Here is a 20,517-nt window from a genome sequence, read left to right on the forward strand (position 1 = left end):
CTAACGTTGGAGCTACCTCATTGAGGGTGCGAGTGATGCAGCAGGCATGCGGATGCCTGCGCGGCACCGGTGGTTTGCAGCGGATTTTCCCATTTTTCCCGCAGCGGACCGCCGGTGCCTTTGCCGTTTAATCGGTGCTTTGCCGTTCAAAGGCCCCACACCGGAGCCGGCCACAAAGCGGGGACTCCGGGATTGCCAGCGAACCCACAGGGAAATCTCGCTGTGCGCCCAAGATCGGCCATTACCTTGGAAAGTGCCTCAACAGGTGCGAGTGATGATAGTCGGTTCCCCCGGAGCCGGCGGTGCGCCGGGCGATTGGCAGCAGAGTTCCCCCAAGTCCTGCTCCAGTCGCCCGGCGCTACACATTTAACCGGCATTGACCCGCCCGCATCAGGCCCGGGTGGGCCCGCTTCTAACCGGCTCCGTCCCCGCCGAACGCCGGGCTGCGGAGCTTGCCCTCGAGGAACCGGCGTTCCGCGGCGCTTCCGGCCAGCCCCAGGGCCCGCCTGTAACCTTCGGCGGCCTCCGGATAGCGGTCCAGGCGCACCAGGAAGTCGGCGCGGACGGCGTGGAAGAGGTAGTAGTTCTCCAGACCCAGGCCCTCCACCGCGGCCAGCGCGGCAACCGGCCCGCGCAGTTCGGCAAGTGCGACGGCGCGGTTCAGCGCCACGACGGGTCCGGGCGCGACGGCCAGGAGCTGGTCATACAACTGCAGGATCTGCGCCCAGTCGGTCTCCGCGGCGGTCGTGGCGACGCTGTGGACGGCGTTGATCGCCGCCTGGAGCTGATACGGCCCAGGACGGTTCCGCCGCAGGCAGCGGCGCACCAGCTCCTGGCCTTCGGCGGCCCCGGCGCTGTCCCAGCGCCCCCTGTCCTGGACCGCGAGCAGCACGAGTCCGCCGTCGGGGGCGAACCTGGCAGCGCGGCGGGACTCAATGAGCAGCATCAGTGCCAGCAGTCCCGCCGCTTCCGGCTCGTCCGGCATGAGGGACACCAACAGCCTGCCCAGCCGGATGGCTTCAGTGCAGAGCTCCGCACGGGCCGGGCTGTCGGCGGGGCCGGCGGTGTAGCCCTCGTTGAAGATCAGGTAGACGACCGCAAGCACCGGTTGCAGCCGTTCGGGCAGTTCGGCTCCCTGCGGGACACGGTACGGGATTTTGGCATCCCGGATTTTTGCCTTCGCCCGGACCAGCCGCTGTGCCATGGTCGCCTCCGGCACCAGGAAGGCCCGGGCGATCTCCGCCGTCGTCAATCCACCCAGAAGCCGCAACGTGAGCGCCACTTGGGCAGATCTGGCCAGGGCGGGGTGGCAACAGGTGAAAATCAGCCGCAACGTGTCGTCGTCCACGTCCTCGACTCCTGACTGTTCCGCCAGGAACTGCTCTTCAGCAGCCGGTGAAGGTCCGGCCCCTGACCGCGCCGCCGCCAGCCAGGCTGCCTGCGCATGCTTGTCCTCCCGGGAGGCCTCCCTCCGCAGCCGGTCGATCGCCCGGTGCCGCGCCGTCGTGATGATCCAGCCGGCCGGGCTGGGCGGGACGCCTGCCGAGGGCCAGTGCTGGAGCGCCGCAGCAAAAGCATCCTGGACGGCGTCCTCGGCAATATCGATGTTCCCGAACGTACGCGTCAGGACGGCTACGGCGCGGCCGTATTCGAGCCGGAACACGCGGGCAATGTCCGCCTCGGTCGCGCCGTCAGTTGCGCCGTCGGTTGCGCCGGTGTCGCCCACAGCAGCCCCCTCTCGGCCGGCGGCTAGTGCTGGAAGGGACGGACTTCAACGGGAAGCGTGGTGGCGCCGGCCAGCTTCCGTGCCCAGCCAAGGGCTGCGTCTAGGTCCTCGGCCTCGATCACGGTAAATCCGCCGAGATGCTCTTTGCCTTCGGTGAATGGCCCGTCGGTCACGAGGATCTCGCCGTCACTGGGCCGGAGGACGGTCGCGGACTCTGCCGGGTGGAGTCCCGCGGCGAACACCCAGGCCCCGGCCGCCTGCATTTCATGGTTCAGGGCCGCCAGATCACGCATGATCGGTTCGAGGAACTCAGGGTCCGGGGCAGGGCCGTCCGGTTGGTAAATGCTGAGCAGGTACTGCGTCATTTCGGGTGCCTCCTTGTCGAATCAGCCGGCGGCGTGCCGGCCTCTCAGCAATTACACGATCGAGGTCCCTGCGGATCGACATCGTTGCGGCCGGGGCGGTTTCAGAAAGCTTTTTCCGGCGACAGGAGCCGCGCCGGAGGTTGCTCTGCCACGTGCGGCGCGGGATCGACCGGTCCCTCAAATACCAACTGGTCCAGGCGGCGGAGGATGAGTCCCTCACGCAGGGCCCACGGGCAGGTCACCATGCTGTCGAACTTGAACATCTCAAGGGCGGCTTCCGCGACGAGGGCGCCGGCGAGGACCTGCGGCGCGCGGGCCTCGGAGACGCCGGGCAGGTGGAGCCTGTCCCCTATCTCCATGGCCGAGATCCGCTGCGCCCAGAGCCCCAGGTCGAGGGCCAGCAGCTCCCGCTTGACGTAGGGTCCGGCGGCGCTCGGGGCGGCACCGGCGATCCTGGCGAGGGACCGGAAAGTTTTGGACGTGCCCGCCACGAGGTTGGGCGGGCCCAGCTTCTCGAATTTACGCACCGCGGGTTTGAGTGTGGAGCGGATGTAGCGGCGCAGCTCCTTGATGCTCTTGGCCGAGGGCGGGTTCTCGGGCAGCCAGTCACGCGTCAGCCGGCTGGCGCCGAGCGGAACGGACATCGCCAGCTCGGGCAGTTCGTCCTGGCCGAGGGCCATCTCGAAGGAGCCGCCGCCGATATCGAGGTTCAGGATGGGCCCGGCGCCCCAGCCGTACCAGCGCCGGACGGCGAAGAACGTCATGGATGCCTCCTCGCTGCCGCTGAGCTCACGGAGGGTGACGGTGGTTTCATGCTTGACGCGGGCCAGGACGTCAGCACCGTTGGTGGCCTCGCGGATGGCCGAGGTGCAGAACGCGAGGAGGTCGTCGGCTTTGTGCTTGGCCGCGAATTCCCACGCCTCAAGGACAAATTCGACGAGTTCATGCTGCCCCTCGTCGTTGATGTTGCCGTCGTCGTCGAGGTACTGCACGAGCGACAGCCGCCGCTTGTGCGAGGCGTAGGGGACCGGACGGGCGCCCGGATGGGCGTCAACCAGCAGCAAATGGACAGTGTTGGACCCGATGTCGAGGACGCCTAGACGCATGCTGCCATTATTCCCCCCACGGTGCGGCTGGCCTAGCTGCGACGGCGGTATTCGCGAAGAATACCGCCGTCGCCACCGCGGGCTTAGGCCGGGTCGCCGTTCTGCGCCGGCCGGTCCACGGGCCCGTCAATGGGCTCCTCAGTTGGCTTGAAGTCGCGGCGGATGTTGGCTACGCCCTCCGGGTCGATTTCAAAGCCGTAGGCGGCCCCGGGGTTGATCACCATGCCGAGCTCTGCGCCGAGGTTGCCGATGATCGCGGCGCCCTGCGTGCCCAGCACGTTCGGGGCGGCGGCGAGATATTGCTCAGTGACGCGGCTCGGGTGTGAGAAGACGGCCAGGACGGGCTTCCCGGAGGAGTTCGCGAGGACCAGCGGCTCCACCTGCGAGTCGGGGCCTTCCAGGGCGTCGGAGCTGACCACGTAGACCTCGTTGTTGAGGAAGGCGAGGATCACGTCCACCGGGTTGGCGTCCGGCTGCTCCCCCCGGGCAAGCTGCTCCTCGAGTTCGTTCAGCGGCTGGTTGTCCAGGTGTGCGGGCTGTTCAGTCATATTCCTACTCGATCACGTTGCGCCCCGGTCCGCAAACGCGAAATCGCCGGAAACCTGCGGATTCGCCGGTATTTTCCGGCGAATCCGCGCGTTTCCGGCGATTTCGGTGGGCTGGCCTACTTCTTGGCCGGGGCCTTCCGGGCGGGCGCCTTGCGGGCCGTCGTCGTGCGCTTGACCGGGCCCTTGGCCCGCTTTTCGGCCAGGAGTTCGACGGCCTGTTCCCTGGTCAACTCCTCGACCGAGGTGCTGCGCGGCACGGTGATGTTGGTGATGCCATCGGTGATATACGGGCCGAACCGGCCCTCCTTCACCACGATGTTCTTCTCCGAGACCGGGTCCGGTCCGAATTCGGCCAGCGGGGGCACGGCGGCACGGGCGCCGCGCTGCTTGGGCTGCGAGTAGATCTCCAGCGCCGCCTCGAGCGTGATCGTGAAGATCTCCTCTTCGGAGCCGATCGAGCGGGAGTCCGTGCCCTTCTTCAGGTACGGGCCGAAGCGGCCGTTCTGCACCGTGATCGGGTTGCCGTCGGCGTCCTGGCCGAGCACGCGGGGCAGGCTCATGAGCTGCAGGGCCTCGTCCAGCGTGATCGTGTCCACGCCCATGGACGCGAACAGGGATCCGGTGCGCGGCTTGGCCTTGACGGGCTTCTTCGCCGGCTTGGGCTTGCCGTTCTTGTAGTACTCAACGGGCTGGTTGGCCAGCTGTTCCTCGGTCATCTCGGGGATGATCTCGGTGACGTAGGCGCCGTAGCGGCCGTTCTTGGCCACGATGGTGTGCCCGGTGTGCGGGTCCGCGCCGAGGACGCGCTCCTCTGGGGCGGCGGTCTCCATGAGTTCAACGGCCTTGGCGGCGGTGAGTTCATCCGGGGCCAGGTCCTCCGGGACGTTGGCGCGGGCCGCTTCAACCACTTCGCCGGTCTCGGGGTCCACCGTCGCGGTGGAGCTTTCCAGGTACGGGCCGAACTTGCCGACCCGGAGTGTGATCGCGTCCGTGATGGGGATGGAGTTGATCTCGCGGGCATCGATCTCACCGAGGTTGTTCACGATGCTCAGCAGGCCGGGCTCGGAGTCCTCACCGAAATAGAAGTGCTTGAGCCAGGCGGGTCCGGCCGCCTGGCCGTTGGCGATCTTGTCCAGGTCGGCTTCCATGTCGGCGGTGAACTCGTAGTCCACATAGTCATGGAAGTGCTGCTCAAGGAGCCGGATCACCGAGAACGCGATCCAGCTCGGGACCAGCGCGGAGCCCTGCTTCCGGACATAGCCGCGGTCCTGGATCGTGGAGATGGTGGAGGCATAGGTCGACGGGCGGCCGATGCCCTTCTTTTCCAGCTCCGCGGTCAGCGAGGCTTCGGTGTAGCGCGGCGGCGGCGAGGTCTCGTGGCCGACGGCGACAATATCGGTCGCGGTGAGCGCGTCGTCCTTGGCCACGTTGGGCAGCCGGCGTGCTTCCTCGGACTCGTCATCGCCGCGGCTTTCGTCCTTGCCTTCTTCGTAGGCCGCGAGGAAGCCGGGGAAGGTGATGACGGTGCCCGACGCCGAGAATTCGGCGTCGCGGCGATCGGCCGGGTTGCCAACAGTCACGGCGCCGAGGCGGATCGTGGCCGTGGAGCCCTTGGCATCAGCCATCTGCGAGGCGACCGTGCGCTTCCAGATGAGCTCGTAGAGCCGGAATTCGTCGCCCGAGAGCTGCTTGGCCACCTGGGCCGGCGTGCGGAAGGAGTCACCGGCGGGTCGGATGGCCTCGTGGGCTTCCTGCGCGTTCGCTGCCTTGCCGCTGTAGACCCGCGGCGACTGCGGCACGTACTCGGGGCCGTACAGCTCGGAGGCCTGGCGCCGGGCGGCCGTGATGGCCTCGTTGCTCAGCGCGGACGAGTCCGTACGCATATAGGTGATGTAGCCGTTTTCGTAGAGGCGCTGGGCCACCTGCATCGTGCTCTTCGAGGAGAAGCGCAGCTTGCGGCCGGCCTCCTGCTGCAGGGTGGAGGTGGTGAACGGCGCGGCCGGCCGGCGGGTGTACGGCTTGGTGTCGACGGAGCGGACGCGGAATTCGGCGTCCTGCAGCCCCGCCGCGAGCGAGGCGGCGAGTTCCTCGTTGAGGTGGACAGCGTTGCGCGAGGTGAGCTCGCCGTTGTCGTTGAAGTCCCGGCCGCTGGCGACCTTGGCGCCGTCGACGGCGGCGAGTTTGGCTTTGAAGGAGCCGGAACCGGCGCCGAACTGCCCGGTGAGGTCCCAGTAGGAGGCGGCCTTGAAGGCCATCCGCTCGCGTTCGCGGTCCACCACCATGCGGGTGACGACAGACTGCACGCGGCCGGCGGAGAGGCCGCGGGCCACCTTGCGCCAGAGCACGGGGGAGATCTCATAGCCGTAGAGCCGGTCCAGGACCCGCCGGGTCTCCTGGGCATCCACCAGGTCCTGGTCGACGTCGCGCAGGTTGTCCATGGCGCGGTGGATGGCTTCCTTGGTGATTTCGCCGAAGGTCATCCGGTAGACGGGAACCTTGGGCTTGAGCACTTCCAGCAGGTGCCACGCGATGGCCTCGCCCTCGCGGTCCCCATCGGTTGCGAGATAGAGAGCGTCGGCATCTTTGAGCTGGGCCTTGAGCTCGGCAACCTTTTTCTTCTTGTCCGAGGACACCACGTAGTAGGGCTTGAAGTCGTTGTCAATGTCGACGGCGAACTTGCCCAGCGGGGTCTTCTTCAGTTCCGCGGGGAGCTCCGAGGGCTGCGGAAGGTCGCGGATGTGACCTATGGAGGCCTCCACGATGAAGCCTTCGCCGAGGTACTTGGCGATGGTTTTGCTCTTGGCGGGAGACTCCACAATCACGAGTTTCTTGCCGGTTTTGGCCTTGCTTGGCACGGTGCTCCTACAGAAAAAGGTGGCTCGGGCAGATGCGCCCATACCCGCCTAGTTCACCATATTTTGCAGAATCCCGCGCATCCGGCCGGAAATGGCGGCCCCGCGGAGGTGGGTTCCGGCCGCAATATGACCGCGTGTCCGGCGGCCTGTGACGACGCTCCGGCTGCAAGATCCGGCGGTGCCGGCGGCGGGCTCAGGCCTTGCCGGCGGCCGGTCCGCGGTCGTCCGGAATCATCGACCACATCGTGGCCATGCGTTCGGCGCCCTCGGGCACGTGGTCCGGATCTTCGAGTTCGTAGTCTCGCAGAAGGTCGAAGACCCGCCGCGTCAGTTCGGCCCGCTGGTCCGGCGTCAGATACAACAGGTTGCTGGCAAGGACCACCGAGGACGGACCGTCCGCGGTGTCGCCGTTCTCGCGGCGGGCGTTGCGGGCCTGGGCGTACGCACGGGCCCGGCGGCGGTAGGCGTCGAGCTCGAGATCCAGGACGGCGAGTTCCGGGCTGGCCACTCCTCCCAGCGAGTGGATGGTGAAATCGGTGCCGGCGGCCTTCCAGCGCCGCTCCCGGGCGTCCCCGGCGGTGGCTGCGGGAACCACGATGCCCCACTTCTGCAGTGCCCGCAGGTGGTAGCTCATGGCACTGGGAGTCAGGCCGGTCTGCGCAGCAAGCTCGGTGGCCGTCCGGCTCGCCTGGGTGGAATACAGTTCGGAAATGACCTCCAGCCTGGCGGCGTGGGCCAGGGCCCGGATCGCCTTCGGGTCAGTGATTTCCACTTGCTTCTCCGGACGGTGCCGGCGCCTGGCGGCCGGCGGAGCCGTGGACTCCGCCGACGGGGTTTCTGCGTTCACTCCTCCAGTGTATCCAGCCTCTCCAAACTATGAAAGAAATGCTTGACATCTATTCCAGGCCCGCGCTACTTTCCTATTTATGAAACAAACACTTCATAAGTCGTCCACTTCCGCAGCAACGGCGCAGCCCCTGTGGCGCAACCGCGACTTCCTGCTCGCCGGCACCGCCCGGTTCGTGGCAACGGCGGGGATGGGCGCCGTCGTCGTCAGCGTCATGCTGCACCTGCAAAACGCTGCCGCCGCCGGCGAAACGCCTGTCGCCGGGCCCTGGCTGGTGGCCGGGTACCTGCTGTGCTCGGCGCTGCCGCTGGTTCTGCTGGCCCCGTGGGCCGGCCGGCTCGCCGACACCATGGATTCCCGCACCTTGGCGACGGCTAGCTCCGCCGTCAGCGCCGCCGCCGTAGCCGGCATGGGGCTGGGCATGCAATACCTGGAGAACTACCTGCCTGTGCTGTTTGCCATGACGTTCCTGCTCGACGCGGCGCAGGCTGTGGCCGGACCCACCTGGCAGGCCCTGCTGCCGCGGATCGTCGGCGAGGACCGCACCCCGCGCGCCATGGGCACCATGCAGGCGACCATCATGATCGCGGGCATGGCCGGTCCCGCCGCGGGCGGCCTGCTCAGCGGCTGGGGCGGGACCGGACTGGTCTTCGCCGTGGCCAGCGGCTGCTACGTCGCTATGGGGCTGGGCGCCCTGCTGATCCGGACCCGCCGCGGCACGGCAGCCGAACGGGCCGGCAAGGCGAAGCCCGCGCTGCTCGACGGACTGCGCCTGATCCGACGGGACAGCCTGGTCTGGGCCCTGGTCCTGGGTGCGATGTTCTTCATCGTCGTCGGCGAGGCCACCAACGTGCTCGAAGTGTTCCTGGCCCGCGACGAACTTGGCGCCACCGAGACGCAGTACGGCCTCCTGTCCGCAGCCTTCGGCCTCGGCATGGCGGCCGGGGCGGCGATGGCCGGGAGGATCACGGCGCCCCGGGTCCGGCTGCGCGTGCTGCTGGCATCCATGGCCGCAGCCTCGGCCTTCCTGGTCCTGACGGGGGTGGTCCCCAGCGTGGAACTGCTCTTTGTGGCCTACACGGGGACCGGGGTGGCCTGCGGCGTCCTCAACGCCTGTTTCGGGGCCATCGCGATCCTGCGGATTCCGGAAAGCGGGCGCGGCCAGGCGATGGCGATCGTTGGCGGGATGACGCGCGCCGTTTCCATTGGCGCGCTGGCTCTGGGCGGGCTCATGGGCGCCCTGGTTCCCGTACGCGCCAGCTTCGTGCTCACCGGGGCGGCCGGGGTGCTGGTGGCCCTGGCCCTGACCGCGTACGTGCTGCCGCGGTTTGGCCGGGAGGACGCCGGCGAATCCGCGGCGGCTCAGGCGGCGGCTGAGGCGGCGGACGCCGTCTCAGGCGGGCAGCAGGAAGCCGTCGCGAACCAGGTTCCCCACTTCCTCGAGGAGGCCAGCGCGGAACTGCGTGGCGTCAAACCCCTCGTAGCCTCCCAGCAGCGCCTCGAGGGCGCCGATGATCTGCCCGACGGACAGGTCGCCGTCGCACGCTGAGACGAAGCCTGCCAGTTCCGTACTGAGCAGGTTGGTGCGGCGCAGCCCGGCACCCTGCCGCAGCAGGATGACGCCGGGGTGTTCCGCCCCCGGGCGCTGGTGCCGTTCTTCGGTGACGTCCTCCGCGACCAGCAGGTGGGCGGCAGCCAGATCATGGGCGGCCAGCCAGTCGGCGCGTTCGACGCCGGCGCCCAGGTGCGGCCCCACCGGCTGTTCGATCGGGTACGTGATCTCCTCGAAGCGGGAAAGCACCCGCCCGGCGCCGTCGGCGGGCCGCCGCAGCCAAATCATGCCAAAGCCGATCCCGGCCACATTGCGCGAGGCGAAGTCATCGAGGTAGGCCGCGTAAGAGTCCTGGTAGAGCCGGCGGTCGCGGTTTTCCGAGGCGTCCTGCAGCCAGGTCTCGGCATACTGCTCCGGGCCCACCTGCTCGCGCTGGATGAACCAGACGTCGGCGGCCGGGCTGGCCCAGCTTTGGGGCCGCTCGGTCCAGCCGGCACCCGCCGTGATCTCCCAGTTGCCCAAGAGCTGGGCCGTTCCGCCCGGGGCAAGGACAGAGGGCAGTGCGCGGACCAGTGACGACACAATCTCGTCCCCCGGCAGGCCGCCGTCGCGATACGTGAACTGGTCCGTGGCGGCCTCGCCGAGGCTGCGCGGCGTAATGACGAACGGCGGGTTGGACACCACCAGTTCGAACTCCTCCTCCGCGACCGGTTCCAGCAGCGACCCCAGCCTCAGGCTGACGCGGGCGTCGAGGTCGGCCGGGTCCAGGTGCAGCGGGTCGGCGTTGAGCAGAAGGTTGAACCGGGTGAACGCCAGTGCGCGTTCGGAAATGTCCGTGGCGGTCACATGCTCGGCATGGTGCAGCAGGTGAAAGGTCTGGATGCCGCAGCCTGTGCCGAGATCGAGGGCCCTGGCAACATGGCGGCGGGCGGTGACCTGGACCAGGGTGGTGGAGGCCTGCCCGATCCCCAGGACGTGGTCGTGGCGGAGGACGCCTGCGCGCTGGTGGGCGGCGAGGTCGCTGGCCACCCAGAGGTCTGCTCCGCCATCACCGGCACCGTCCTCCCCCACGGTCGGGTCCCAGCCGTAGGGCCTCAGGTCCACCTTCGCCTGGACCAGGTCCCCGCCCGACGGCTCCACGAGGCCGAGTTCCATCAGCCCCTCCGTGCGGATGCCGGGGAGGGCGGCGTCGAGGGTCTGCGCGCGCTGCGGCTCGGACAGGAGCCAGAGACGCACGACGCCGGCGAGCGCCGCCGTCGCCGGCTCCCCGAGGGAGCGCCCGGTGACGATCAGTGCAGGGATGAGCTGGTCCCGGCCGAGGGCGGAGTGCGCAGCCTCGCCGAGCAGCTCCGCAACCCCGTCCACGGTGTAGCCAACGGCGCGCAGGTCCCCGGCCAGGGCCTCGAGGCGGCCTGGGAGGTCGCTCCGCGGGGCGTCCGGAGTGTTTCCGGCTGTGAAGGGGGTTGAGGGAGCCGGGGTTGAGGGAGCCTGGGTTGAACGGGCCGGCGTTGAGGGAGCCGGTGCGGCGGGGCCTTGCGCTGAGGAAGTCACCGGACAAGTTTAGTCCCGGGGTTGGTTCCGGGGTTGGTTCCGGGATTGGTTCCGGGCAGTGCGGGTCCGGCTAGAGCTCGGTCTCCGCATAGATTTTCAGGGCGTCCCGGACAAAGGCCGCTCCGTCGGCACCGCCGTAGTTCGCGGCGAACCGGGGGTCGGCCACATACATCTCGCCGAGTCCCGTCACGTACCCCCTAATGTCCGGACCTGCCCCGTTGTTGCCACCCGCGGGGCCGCCTGCGGCAGGTGACGCCGCCGGGGTGCCGGGGATACCCCGGAGCCATTCGACGTGGCGCCGGGCCAGGTCCTGTGCCTCCGCGCTGTCAGCCAGGACCCCCGACTGTGCAGCGGCCGTCCAGTCGGCGCCAAGCTTCCGGGACTGCTCCGTCCAGGCAGCCTTCTCCTCGGCCCCCATGCCGCGCCACCAGGTGTCCGACGTCGCATAGGCATCCTTGCCCCACCGCTGCTGGACTTCCTCCTGGTACTTGGTGTGGTCGAAACCGTCGAACATTTCCTCCGCCATGATCTTTCCTCCCGTTTGCAATGCCTCAATGGTGTGACGGACCGAAGCAATCTGCCGCCCCAGCCTGTCCTGTTCCTGCTGCAGCCATGCCAGATGCCGGCGCAGTGCATGCTCCGCGTCCGACTCGTTGCCGAGCGCCTCTGCTATCGCCGGCAACCCGAGCCCCAACTCGCGCAGGAGCAGGATCCGCTGCAGACGGACCAGGGACTCCTGGCCGTAATACCGGTAGCCGTTATTGCCGGTACGGCTGGGCCTGAGCAGGCCAATGTCGTCGTAGTGGCGCAAAGTCCGGCCGGTGGTGCCGGCCAATTTCGCGATCTGCTGAACGGACCAGTCCATGCCTCCACCTCCCTGTTCCCTCGGGCCTGTTCGCTCGGGCCTGTTCCCATTAACTTCGGGTGTGCTGTGCCGTGCCGACCGGCGTCTGCCGGCCCGTCCTCCGACTCTAGACTTTGACGCAACGTCAAAGTCAAGGGTCCGCGGGAGAAGGCGCCTGGAGGGTTCGTGCGGCCGGACGGGAGCCTGCGGGACGGTAAGTTTGAGGCATGGTTTCCCCTTCCTCCCACGCCCCGGCTTCCCGGCTGCTCCGGCGGACGCTCACAGGTGCGGCTGCCGCCGTCGTCGTACTGGCCGCGACGGCATGTTCCCCGACCGGTTCGGTTGAGAGCGCCGACGTCCCGGCGTGGAAGGCCACCGCCCTGCCCCCGGTCCCCGGGACGGTGCTGGAGGATGCCGGCAAAATCCTGAACCGGAATCCGATCGTCCGGGCCGCTTCCGGCGTGCCCGCCGGCACCTACACGCTGACCATGACGTGCGACGGCGGCGGCAAGGCGTTCTTCGCCGTGAGCCTGGACGGCAGCCAGCTGGCCGAAGCAGGAGCCGCCTGTAACGGCAGCCGCGAAACCGCCCGCATCAAGGTGCCGGCCACGGGCGAGGTTACGCTCAGCACGTCCAGTGTGGATGCCCCGCTCATCTACGCCTACCACCTGGCAGCATCCGAGTAAGAACGGCCCGCAGCCTGGGCCCCGGGGTCCGGCCCAGTGCCCCTCTGATGGGCCGGGCCGACCCGGTCCTTTGGCCTCTGGCGTTTGATCCGAGGCAGCCCTAATCTCAGGGTATGCCAACTGTGCCGGCCAGCAGGGTGCCGCGACGGCGCACCCCGGCGGCCGCCGTGGTGCTCTCAGTTGCGGTGTTTCTCGGGGCGGTCCTGTCCGGCTGCGAATACGAATACAGCGCCGACCACTGGGACGATGATTCGCCCACCGCTGCCGCGCCGCCGAGCACTGACGCCGCCCTGCCCCGGGACCCCCACCTCAACGAGCCGGTGTCGGGCGCGGAGCTGGACGCCTGGGTCCATGACGTGCTGCCCGACGCCGCGGGGCAGGTCTTCCATACGGGTTTCGGGACGCTGGAGGCCGACGAGGAGCGGATAGAGAGCACCACCCTGCTGCCCCAGGGCACCTACGCCCTGACCCTGGCTTGCCGGAGCACCCGCCGGGTGTCCTTTTCCATCGAGAACGGTGAGGACGAACTCGTGGACCTGAGTCTCCGGTGCGGGACGACCAGGGTAAACGTGGTGCATCTGGCCGCAGCTGCCTCGCTCTCGATCAAAGTCGATGCGAACGGACCGGCGAACTTCGCCTACCGGGTGAGCCGCATCTGAGCGTTCCCCGCCGGCCAAAAGCCCGGATCGTGCCCTAGGCGGCGCAGCCTTCGGGGCATCGCAGGGTTTCGGGGCTGGCGGCGCACTCGACGCAGTAGAGCGTCAAGGTCCGGCACTCCGGATTCGAGCAGTTTTCGAATTTGCTCGTGGGCGCCGAACAGCGGACGCACTCGCCGATGGTCTTGGCGTCCCCGCTGAACTCGAGGTGCATGCGCTTGTCGAACACGTACAGGGAGCCTTCCCACAGGCCCTGGTCCTTGAAGGCCTCGCCGTAGCGGACGATGCCGCCGTCGAGCTGGTAGACCTCCTTGAACCCGCGGTTCACCATGAGGCTCGAGAGCACTTCGCAGCGGATGCCTCCGGTGCAGTAGGTGACAACAGGCTTGTCCTTGAGGGCGTCGTATTTGCCCGAGTCGAGTTCTTTGATGAAGTCATGGGTAGTGGCGACGTCGGGGACCACCGCGTCTTTGAACTTGCCGATCTGGGCCTCGAAGCCGTTGCGGCCGTCGAAGAACACCACCTCGTCGCCCTGCTGCTTCTTGGCTTCAATGAGTTCGTGCAGTTCCTCGGGCTTGAGGTGCGTTCCGCCGCCCACCACTCCGCCGGCGTCGACTTTGAGCTCGCCCGGGGCGCCGAAGGATACGATCTCGTCCCGCACCTTCACGCTGAGCCGCGGGAAGTCTGCCGCACCGCCGTCGGACCACTTCACGTCGATGTCGTGGAATCCCCTGTACTCCCGCGTGGCCTTGACGTACTGCTTCACGGCATTCAGTTCTCCGCCGACCGTGGCGTTGATGCCGTCCTTGGAAAGGATGATGCGGCCGGTTAGCCCGAGTTTTTCGCACAGGGCCCGCTGCCAGAGCCGGACGGCGTCCGGGTCAGCGAGGGGGGTGAATCCGTAAAAGAGCACAATCCTGTTCAAAGCCACGCTTTTAAGGGTACTGGCTGGAACGGGGGGCCGGGCGACAGTCACAATTGGATAAGCAAGCGGCCTTCCCCCGACCCGGCCACTGTTGCTTGCGGCACGGCTGGAATACGCTCATCACATGAGTCTTGACGCCATGGTTGAAGACACCACCCACCTGCTGGAAGTCTGGGTTGCCGGATGGGCCGGCTGCCGCGGATATGAGACGCGCAGGGAGGGACGGTTCCCCGCGGCCTTTCGCGCGGACACCACCCACGAATGGGAATACTTCGCCTACGATCCCTCCGATGAGGAGTTCGCGGCGCTAGCAGCGAAGGCAGCTGAAGTTCCGGCCAGAGTCCTCACGATCCTCACCAACGATGTGGCCCGGTACACATTCCTGGGACAGCGGCACGGCATCCACGTCACCTCGGCTTCCCAGACCATGATGATCGTGGACATGGAGACTCAGGATTCGGAAGACCCCTGGCTTTCGGACGATGACCTCAAGCTTGCGACGTCCCGGACGGACGGAGTCCACCACGCGGTGGTCAGCGCAGGCGAGGAGGTCGCGGCCAGCGGACGCGTTTTCGTGGTGGGACACACCGCCATCTTCGACAACATCGTGACTTCACCGGCGTACCAGCGGCGGGGGCTGGGCAGCTTCATCATGAAGGCCCTGGCGGCCCAGGCATTCGAACACGACGTCGACTCAGGGCTGCTGCTCGCCTCGCTGGACGGCCAAAAGCTCTATTCCCACCTCGGCTGGCGCATGGTGTGCCACGTCCTGATGTTGTCGACGTCGGACGAAGGGGCGGACCTGTCCGTCGGTTGAGGCGCTGCCCGCGTTTGCCGCCCGGGAACGGGCGCCCGGGGCAATCTGCCGTCCGCTGGGCGCCCCTGCGTGCTTTCCGTGTGGCCGGACGCCGAACCGAAGCCGCAGTGGCTGCCGGGCGGGCGATTTGAGGCCGGATGAAAGAATATGTGAGTGAACCCGCATGAGTCCTTGATTCCGTTGCTGGGCCGAGGCCCGGACCCGGAACAGCTGCGTCATGTGCGGACGATCCCGGCCCGCGAGGCCGTCAATGCGCCGTGGCCGGAGTGGTCCCACCCGGATCTCGTGAACGCGTACGGTTCCCTGGGCATCCACGAGCCCTACCTTCACCAGGTCCAGGCCGCCGAGCTGGCCCACGCCGGAGAGCACGTGGTCATTGCCACCGGCACGGCGTCCGGCAAGTCACTGGCCTATCAGTTGCCTGCCCTGGACGCGATCCACCGTTCCGAGCTCAGGGTCCTGTCCGATCCCGGGAAAATCCACGACGACGGCGCCGTGACCCTCTACCTGTCCCCCACCAAGGCACTGGCCGCCGACCAGCTAGCAGCGATCCGGGCGCTGAAGCTCCCCACCGTCCGTGCCGAAACCTACGACGGCGACACCGATCCCGCTTCCCGGCGCTGGATCCGGGACCATGCGAACTTCATCCTCGCCAACCCTGACATGCTGCACTTCGGCATCCTCCCGAACCATGCGTGGTGGGCCAGGTTCTTCAGGCGCCTCCGCTATGTGATCGTGGATGAGGCCCACAGCTACCGCGGAGTCTTCGGCTCCCACGTGGCAAACCTCATGCGCCGGCTGCGTCGAATCTGTGCGTACTACAGCCCCGGCGGCTCGCATCCCGGACCTGTGTTCATCGCGGCGTCCGCCACGGCCTCTGACCCCGAGCAGTCTTTCGGCAGGCTGATCGGCGCACCAGTTCGCGCCGTTTCCGAAGACAGCTCCCCCCACGGGTCCACCACCGTGGCGTTTTGGGAACCTGCCCTGACAGAACTCCGGGGCGAAAACGGTGCCAAGGAGCGCCGGACCGCCGTCGCCGAGACCGCCGACCTGCTGGCCAACCTGGTGTCCTCCCGCACCCGGACTATCGCATTCATCAAGTCCAGGCGCGGGGCAGAGACCATTTCCGCCATCGCCAAGCACCTCCTCGACGAGGTGGACCCCAGCCTGCCGCAGCGTGTGGCCGCCTACCGCTCGGGCTACCTGCCTGAGGAGCGACGGGCGCTGGAAAAGGCTCTGCGCTCGGGTGAACTGTTGGGCGTCTCGAGCACGTCGGCGCTGGAACTGGGCATCGACATTTCCGGACTTGACGCCGTGCTGGTCGCAGGCTGGCCGGGCACCCGCGCGTCGTTGTTCCAACAGATCGGCCGGGCGGGCCGCGCCGGCCAGGACGCGATCGCGGCCTTCGTGGCCAGCGACGACCCGCTGGACACGTACCTGGTGAACCACCCCGAGGCGATTTTCGACGTCTCGGTGGAAGCCACGGTCTTCGATCCCTCCAATCCATATGTCCTGGGCCCGCACCTGTGCGCCGCCGCTGCGGAACTTCCCCTCGGATTCGCCGAGTTGGAGCTCTTCGGGGCCACGTCGGAAAAGCTGCTGGACCGGCTGGTTCTGCAGGGCTATCTGCGCAAACGGCCGGCAGGATGGTTTTGGACCCATCCGCAGAGTGCCGCCGCCATGGTGAACCTCCGGGCCGACGGCGGTGGGCCGGTGAGTATCGTGGATGCCGAGACGGGCTCCTTGCTCGGCACCATGGATTCGCCCCAGACCCATTACCAGGCCCACACCGGCGCTATCTACGTCCACCAGGGCGACAGCTACGTGGTGGAGGACCTGAATGAGGACGACCACTGTGTGATGGTGCGCCGGGCGAACCCCGACTACTACACCACCGCACGGGACGTGACCCAGATCGAGGTCCTCGAAACGGAGCGCACCACCCAGTGGGGCGATGTGGCCGTGCATTTCGGCGACGTGAAAGTGACAACCCAGGTGGTTTCCTTCCAGCGCAAGGCATTGATTTCGAACGAGATCCTCGGCGAAGAACCCCTGGAACTGGGCGCCAGGGACCTGTTTACCAAGGCGGTCTGGTTTGTCGTGGACAACCGCTCGCTGACCGGCGCGGGGCTGATCGAGGCACAGTTCCCCGGAGCCCTGCACGCGGCCGAGCACGCGGCCATCGGCCTCCTGCCGCTCGTGGCTTCCAGCGACCGCTGGGACATCGGAGGAGTGTCCACGGCCATTCACGCCGACACCGGCGTGCCCACCATCTTTGTCTACGACGGCCATCCCGGCGGGGCCGGCTTTGCCGAACGCGGCTACGACAAGGCCAGGTTGTGGCTGACCGCCACCCGCGACGCCATCAAGGCCTGCGAATGCGAGTCCGGCTGCCCCTCCTGCGTCCAGTCACCCAAGTGCGGCAACAAGAACAACCCGCTCGACAAGGACGCTGCCGTGACACTGATCGACGTGCTGCTCAAAGACGCCAGCGAACTGATGCATGCCGGCAACCCCGGCACTACGGCGTCCGCGGCCGCGACGCCGGGAGATAAGCCCGCCCAACCGCTCCGGGCCTGAACCTCGCCCCGGCCGCACTTCGGCGGCGCACGGCGGCGGCACGCCGGCGGGGGCCAGCCGCGGGCAGATTCGCGGCTCCTGGCATCCGGCAGGGAAGGGGGCATTGCTCACGGTGCACTCCCGCTCCCCGGCGCAGGGGGCGGTCCCGCTCGGGCCAGCCCTGTGGCCACCCCGAGGAACGGTCCCGCGCTAAGCTCGGTGCGGACCTGGACTGTGGTGTCCGGGCCTTCAGAACAGGCAATCATCGCGGCGTTGTTCTTCAGAGCGACCTCTCTGGCCACTGCGCAGGGCTCGCCGGACGTGATTCCCCGTGCCGCGTCCGCGGCGGCCAGCGCCGCGAGATCGGCAGCCGCGGCAGCCCTTGACGCCGCGACGGCCGATTGGGCAAGAAGCAGCAGCAAGACCACAGCCATGATGACCACCAGCCCGAGTCCCAGGGCCAAGACGGTCCCCGAGCCCCGCTCTGATGGCAGGCAGCGGTGCGGGGCACGGAAGGGAGCCGGATTTCGGGGCCGCGGCCGGTGGGCCCGGGCATGTGCAGCCGGCATCAGGTGTCCTGCCACGGGGTAGGGGATGCACCATCCAGCCGTGGCTGTTGTGCCGCGCCGGGGGCCTCCGAACGCGCCCACGCACTGGCGCTGAGTGCCCACGGAATCAGGGACCCGACTGCCCCGGGGACGCGGCCGGTAACGGTGACCCTGCGCCATTCGCCGTCGAGCGTCACCTCGGATCCTGCAGTTTCGCCGGCGAGCCGTCGGACAATCTCTCCGACTTCGGCGGCCGCGGCTCCCCTCGCCAGTGCACGGGCACCGCCGCGGGCCGCTTCCTCGACGCGGAGTTGCGTCACCCCGGCCGCCGAACCCGCGAGCAGCAGGGCGAGCAGCAGGACGACCGAGGGCAACGCCACGGCGAACTCGGCAGTGACGGCCCCGCGGCACTCCGTGGTTGGCGGCGGCTCCCCCCTGTGCGCACTCCTTTCAGCGCGCCAGATTTCGTTCATGGCAGCGTGAGCGCTGTCCGGATGAGGTTCAGGAGGAAACCGCGGACCTCATCGCTGCGCATGATGAAGACGAGGACCCCGGCGAACCCCACGGCAGCGAGGGTTGCGATGGCATATTCGGCGGTGGCCATTCCCGCCTGCGCGGACGCCGGCCCGGAGCGTCCGTGCGGTTGAACGGGAACCACCGAGCTGGCGCCTGGATAGATTTCATACACCTCGGCACCGCCGCCCTCCCCCGAATCCATGCGATTTGCGGCGGTGCGATTTGCAGCGGGTGTGTCCTGATTGATTGACATCTGTTTTCCTTCCACGGGACACCGGCCTGATCGCCGGCTGATTCGACTCTCCCGGCTTGGGCGTTGCGCCGTAAGCCCGCGTCTTCGCCAAGTGGAAAACATGCCCGAAGGTGGCGGCGTGGCCTGCTGTGGAGGAGAACTGGCCGGCGGTCACCGGGCGGCCAACGGACCGCAAGGCACCGGCCAGGCCGTGCCCGGCTCGCCACAGCACTGAACCCGAGGGGCTGCGGTCCTTACTGCGACGACAGTCTCTCGGGTTCAGTTGGGTGTTCAGAACTTCACGTAGGCCTTGCTAGGGGAGGAAGTACCCCGCGAGGTCGGCGATGAACTGGGCGGATCCCCCGGACCGGTTGAACAACGCCACCTTTCCGTCAGGACCGAGCGGGACCGAGACCAGGTTCGGCACGGTCTGTCCGGTGGCGAAGTTCAGGTTGGACGCATTGGGCCGTGCTGAGCCGGCCGGGTAGGCGGTGGCGAAGCCGAAGGACTTGGGCGAGGTGACCGTCAGGTTGAAGACAGCAGCCAACGCACCTGCCGGTACGCCGCGGGCCCCTGCGACCTGGAAGGACACCGGCGAATCCGCTGCGACCGAGAAGGTGTTCCGGGTATCCAGGATCCGGAGCGGTCCCATCGCCTTGAACGCACCCGTAGCAGTGGGCGTTCCCGGCAGGTAGTACCCTGCCACGTCGGCGATCAGGTGAGTCGTACCGGAGGACCTGTTGAACAGCGCGACCTTTCCGTTAGCACCCACGGGCACCGTGACCAGGTTAGGCACCGTCTGGCCTGCGGAGAAGTTCAGGTTGGACGCGTTGGGCCGCGCCGTTCCGGAAGGGTAGGCGGTCACGAAGCCCAGGGAACGTGCCTGGGTCACCGTCAGGTTGAACACCACCGCAGATACTGATGCCGGGATTCCGTTGACCCCCGCGACCTGGAAGGACACCGCTGAATCCGCACCGACAGCCGATGAGTTCCTGGTGTCCAGAAGCCGGGCGGGAGAAACGCCCTTGAACGAGCCCGCCGTGCTGGGTGTTCCGGTGACGTAATAGCCCGTCACGTCGGCGATCAGCTGGGACGATCCCGAGGACCGGTTGAACAGCGTGACCTTTCCGTTGGCGCCCACGGGAACCGTGACCAGGTTGGGCACAGTCTGCCCGGCGGAGAAATTCAGGTTGGACGCGTTTGGACGCGCTGTGCCGGACGCGTAGGCGGTGATGAATCCGACGGAGCGCGGTTGCGTCACAGTGAGGTTGAAGACGACGGCGGACACTTGGGCAGGGATGCCGTTGACCCCCGCGACCTGGAACGACACGGCAGAATCCCTAGCGACAGGAGAGCCGTTCCGGGTGTCCAGGACACGGGTGGGAGCGATGGGATTGAACGTTCCCGGAAGCTGGCCACCGGCCTTGCCGGCCTTGATGACGACGTCGTCAATGTAGCTGTCGCCGGCCTGCCGTCGGTGCTCCGCGCCGAGTTGCATCTTGGTGACGGCGTTAAAGCGGGTGGCGACCTGTTTGCTGGAATAGACGGTCTTTCCGTCGAACAAGACCTCGACCGTGGAGGAGGCTCCGTTGGGAACGACGTGCATGACCAGATGATGCCACGTGCCGAGCGGGACGTTCACCTTCATCGGCGTGTATTTCAGTGTTCCGTCAGGCGCCGCCACGCGCAGCCACAGGGCGCCGGCAGCGCCGTTATCGCGGAAGACATCCACGAACCGGGTGTTCCCGTTGAAGAAGCGGAAGTAGGGGACGTTGTTGCCCGCGACGCCTGGCTTGGTGACGTTGAACCAGCCGTCGGCGTAGACGTCGTTGCTGCCGGCAGGAAGCGGCGCGGAGAAATTGGCCAGGGAACCGGCCGCCGTCGTGACGTGAACATGGGCCGAGCAGCGGCCCGAGTGTTGCTCAGCGGAGGAGACATCGGCCGTGCCGGTCCCGGCCGTGGCTGGCGCGCTGAAGCCTGCGGTCGTGAGGCTTCCCGACTCGAAGTTCGTGGCAATCACCGTTCTGCCCGGGAATTGGTTGGTCGGTTGCGGCGCTCCCGGCTGGCAGGTCGGCACGGCGGCGGACGCCGGACTGGCACCGACCACCAAACCGGCCAACACTAGTAGGTTGAGCGCTGCAATCACGCCCGTTTTTTGCAGTCGAATCATTGATCTGCCCCCCT

At 67.7% G+C, this 20,517-nt stretch carries 17 protein-coding genes and 1 pseudogene; 5 read left to right on the top strand and 13 right to left on the bottom strand.

Annotation, left to right across the window (positions count from 1 at the left end):
• Positions 1-412: 412 nt before the first annotated feature.
• The 6 genes from AC1D2F_RS19355 to AC1D2F_RS19380 all read right to left on the bottom strand — a co-directional run bounded on the left by AC1D2F_RS19355 (position 413) and on the right by AC1D2F_RS19380 (position 7,447).
• Complete coding sequence (locus tag AC1D2F_RS19355) at positions 413-1,726, bottom strand: RNA polymerase sigma factor (RefSeq protein ID WP_229993721.1); 1,314 nt, start codon at positions 1,724-1,726, stop codon at positions 413-415.
• Between the two features lie 23 nt (positions 1,727-1,749).
• Entirely contained in the window at positions 1,750-2,091 is a 342-nt protein-coding gene (locus tag AC1D2F_RS19360) for a YciI family protein (RefSeq protein ID WP_229993720.1), read from the bottom strand.
• A 101-nt stretch (positions 2,092-2,192) separates the two neighbouring features.
• Positions 2,193-3,197, bottom strand: a complete 1,005-nt coding sequence (locus AC1D2F_RS19365) for a Ppx/GppA phosphatase family protein (RefSeq protein ID WP_229993719.1) — start codon at positions 3,195-3,197, stop codon at positions 2,193-2,195.
• Between the two features lie 83 nt (positions 3,198-3,280).
• Positions 3,281-3,745: an SseB family protein gene (locus AC1D2F_RS19370; RefSeq protein ID WP_476967506.1), complete on the bottom strand. Its 465-nt coding sequence runs from the start codon at positions 3,743-3,745 to the stop codon at positions 3,281-3,283.
• 116 nt (positions 3,746-3,861) lie between these two features.
• A complete protein-coding gene (gene topA / locus AC1D2F_RS19375; RefSeq protein WP_364746478.1) occupies positions 3,862-6,600 on the bottom strand; it encodes a type I DNA topoisomerase in 2,739 nt (912 codons plus the stop codon).
• Positions 6,601-6,793: 193 nt separating this feature from the next.
• Positions 6,794-7,447, bottom strand: a complete 654-nt coding sequence (locus AC1D2F_RS19380) for an ArsR/SmtB family transcription factor (RefSeq protein ID WP_364746480.1) — start codon at positions 7,445-7,447, stop codon at positions 6,794-6,796.
• A gap of 190 nt (positions 7,448-7,637) precedes the next feature.
• Here AC1D2F_RS19380 and AC1D2F_RS19385 point away from each other — a divergent pair.
• Positions 7,638-8,786, top strand: a pseudogene (locus AC1D2F_RS19385) (MFS transporter); the annotation flags it as partial.
• Between the two features lie 54 nt (positions 8,787-8,840).
• Here AC1D2F_RS19385 and AC1D2F_RS19390 read toward each other — a convergent pair.
• Positions 8,841-10,397, bottom strand: coding sequence for a DUF7059 domain-containing protein (locus tag AC1D2F_RS19390; RefSeq protein WP_476967517.1), 1,557 nt, complete (start codon positions 10,395-10,397; stop codon positions 8,841-8,843).
• 223 nt (positions 10,398-10,620) lie between these two features.
• Positions 10,621-11,415 (bottom strand): MerR family transcriptional regulator, encoded by a 795-nt coding sequence (locus AC1D2F_RS19395; protein ID WP_476967507.1) that lies wholly within the window; start codon positions 11,413-11,415, stop codon positions 10,621-10,623.
• Between the two features lie 206 nt (positions 11,416-11,621).
• Between AC1D2F_RS19395 and AC1D2F_RS19400 the strand changes: the two genes are divergently transcribed.
• Both AC1D2F_RS19400 and AC1D2F_RS19405 read left to right on the top strand, forming a co-directional pair.
• Entirely contained in the window at positions 11,622-12,080 is a 459-nt protein-coding gene (locus AC1D2F_RS19400) for a hypothetical protein (protein ID WP_364746484.1), read from the top strand.
• Positions 12,081-12,193: 113 nt separating this feature from the next.
• Positions 12,194-12,739: a DUF6023 family protein gene (locus AC1D2F_RS19405; protein WP_229993713.1), complete on the top strand. Its 546-nt coding sequence runs from the start codon at positions 12,194-12,196 to the stop codon at positions 12,737-12,739.
• A 34-nt stretch (positions 12,740-12,773) separates the two neighbouring features.
• On the opposite strand, the gene trhO is transcribed toward AC1D2F_RS19405, so the two are convergent.
• Entirely contained in the window at positions 12,774-13,667 is an 894-nt protein-coding gene (gene trhO, locus AC1D2F_RS19410; RefSeq protein WP_476967508.1) for an oxygen-dependent tRNA uridine(34) hydroxylase TrhO, read from the bottom strand.
• Positions 13,668-13,785: 118 nt separating this feature from the next.
• Between trhO and AC1D2F_RS19415 the strand changes: the two genes are divergently transcribed.
• Both AC1D2F_RS19415 and AC1D2F_RS19420 read left to right on the top strand, forming a co-directional pair.
• Positions 13,786-14,478, top strand: a complete 693-nt coding sequence (locus AC1D2F_RS19415; RefSeq protein ID WP_229993711.1) for a GNAT family N-acetyltransferase — start codon at positions 13,786-13,788, stop codon at positions 14,476-14,478.
• A gap of 153 nt (positions 14,479-14,631) precedes the next feature.
• A complete protein-coding gene (locus AC1D2F_RS19420) occupies positions 14,632-17,058 on the top strand; it encodes a DEAD/DEAH box helicase (protein WP_476967509.1) in 2,427 nt (808 codons plus the stop codon).
• 107 nt (positions 17,059-17,165) lie between these two features.
• Here the strand turns inward: AC1D2F_RS19420 and AC1D2F_RS19425 are convergent, their stop codons facing one another.
• From AC1D2F_RS19425 to AC1D2F_RS19440, 4 genes are all read right to left on the bottom strand, one after another.
• The gene (locus AC1D2F_RS19425) at positions 17,166-17,531 is read right to left on the bottom strand and encodes an Rv3654c family TadE-like protein (protein ID WP_476967518.1); all 366 of its coding nucleotides are present in this window, start codon (positions 17,529-17,531) and stop codon (positions 17,166-17,168) included.
• 74 nt (positions 17,532-17,605) lie between these two features.
• A complete protein-coding gene (locus tag AC1D2F_RS19430) occupies positions 17,606-18,058 on the bottom strand; it encodes a TadE family type IV pilus minor pilin (RefSeq protein WP_476967510.1) in 453 nt (150 codons plus the stop codon).
• Positions 18,055-18,354, bottom strand: coding sequence for a DUF4244 domain-containing protein (locus AC1D2F_RS19435; RefSeq protein ID WP_229993708.1), 300 nt, complete (start codon positions 18,352-18,354; stop codon positions 18,055-18,057). Before AC1D2F_RS19435 ends, AC1D2F_RS19430 begins: the two co-directional genes overlap by 4 nt.
• Positions 18,355-18,646: 292 nt before the next feature.
• Positions 18,647-20,353, bottom strand: coding sequence for a LamG domain-containing protein (locus AC1D2F_RS19440; protein ID WP_229993707.1), 1,707 nt, complete (start codon positions 20,351-20,353; stop codon positions 18,647-18,649).
• Between the last annotated feature and the right edge of the window lie 164 nt (positions 20,354-20,517).

This window comes from Arthrobacter sp. P1_B3, from assembly GCF_056406615.1.

Coding starts and splice junctions, on each gene's coding strand:
- AC1D2F_RS19360 (WP_229993720.1), bottom strand. CDS start 2,091: ATGACGCAGTACCTGCTCAGCATTTACCAACCGGACGGCCCTGCCCCG.
- AC1D2F_RS19365 (WP_229993719.1), bottom strand. CDS start 3,197: ATGCGTCTAGGCGTCCTCGACATCGGGTCCAACACTGTCCATTTGCTG.
- AC1D2F_RS19370 (WP_476967506.1), bottom strand. CDS start 3,745: ATGACTGAACAGCCCGCACACCTGGACAACCAGCCGCTGAACGAACTC.
- AC1D2F_RS19395 (WP_476967507.1), bottom strand. CDS start 11,415: ATGGACTGGTCCGTTCAGCAGATCGCGAAATTGGCCGGCACCACCGGC.
- AC1D2F_RS19400 (WP_364746484.1), top strand. CDS start 11,622: ATGGTTTCCCCTTCCTCCCACGCCCCGGCTTCCCGGCTGCTCCGGCGG.
- AC1D2F_RS19405 (WP_229993713.1), top strand. CDS start 12,194: ATGCCAACTGTGCCGGCCAGCAGGGTGCCGCGACGGCGCACCCCGGCG.
- AC1D2F_RS19415 (WP_229993711.1), top strand. CDS start 13,786: ATGAGTCTTGACGCCATGGTTGAAGACACCACCCACCTGCTGGAAGTC.
- AC1D2F_RS19430 (WP_476967510.1), bottom strand. CDS start 18,058: ATGAACGAAATCTGGCGCGCTGAAAGGAGTGCGCACAGGGGGGAGCCG.
- AC1D2F_RS19435 (WP_229993708.1), bottom strand. CDS start 18,354: ATGTCAATCAATCAGGACACACCCGCTGCAAATCGCACCGCCGCAAAT.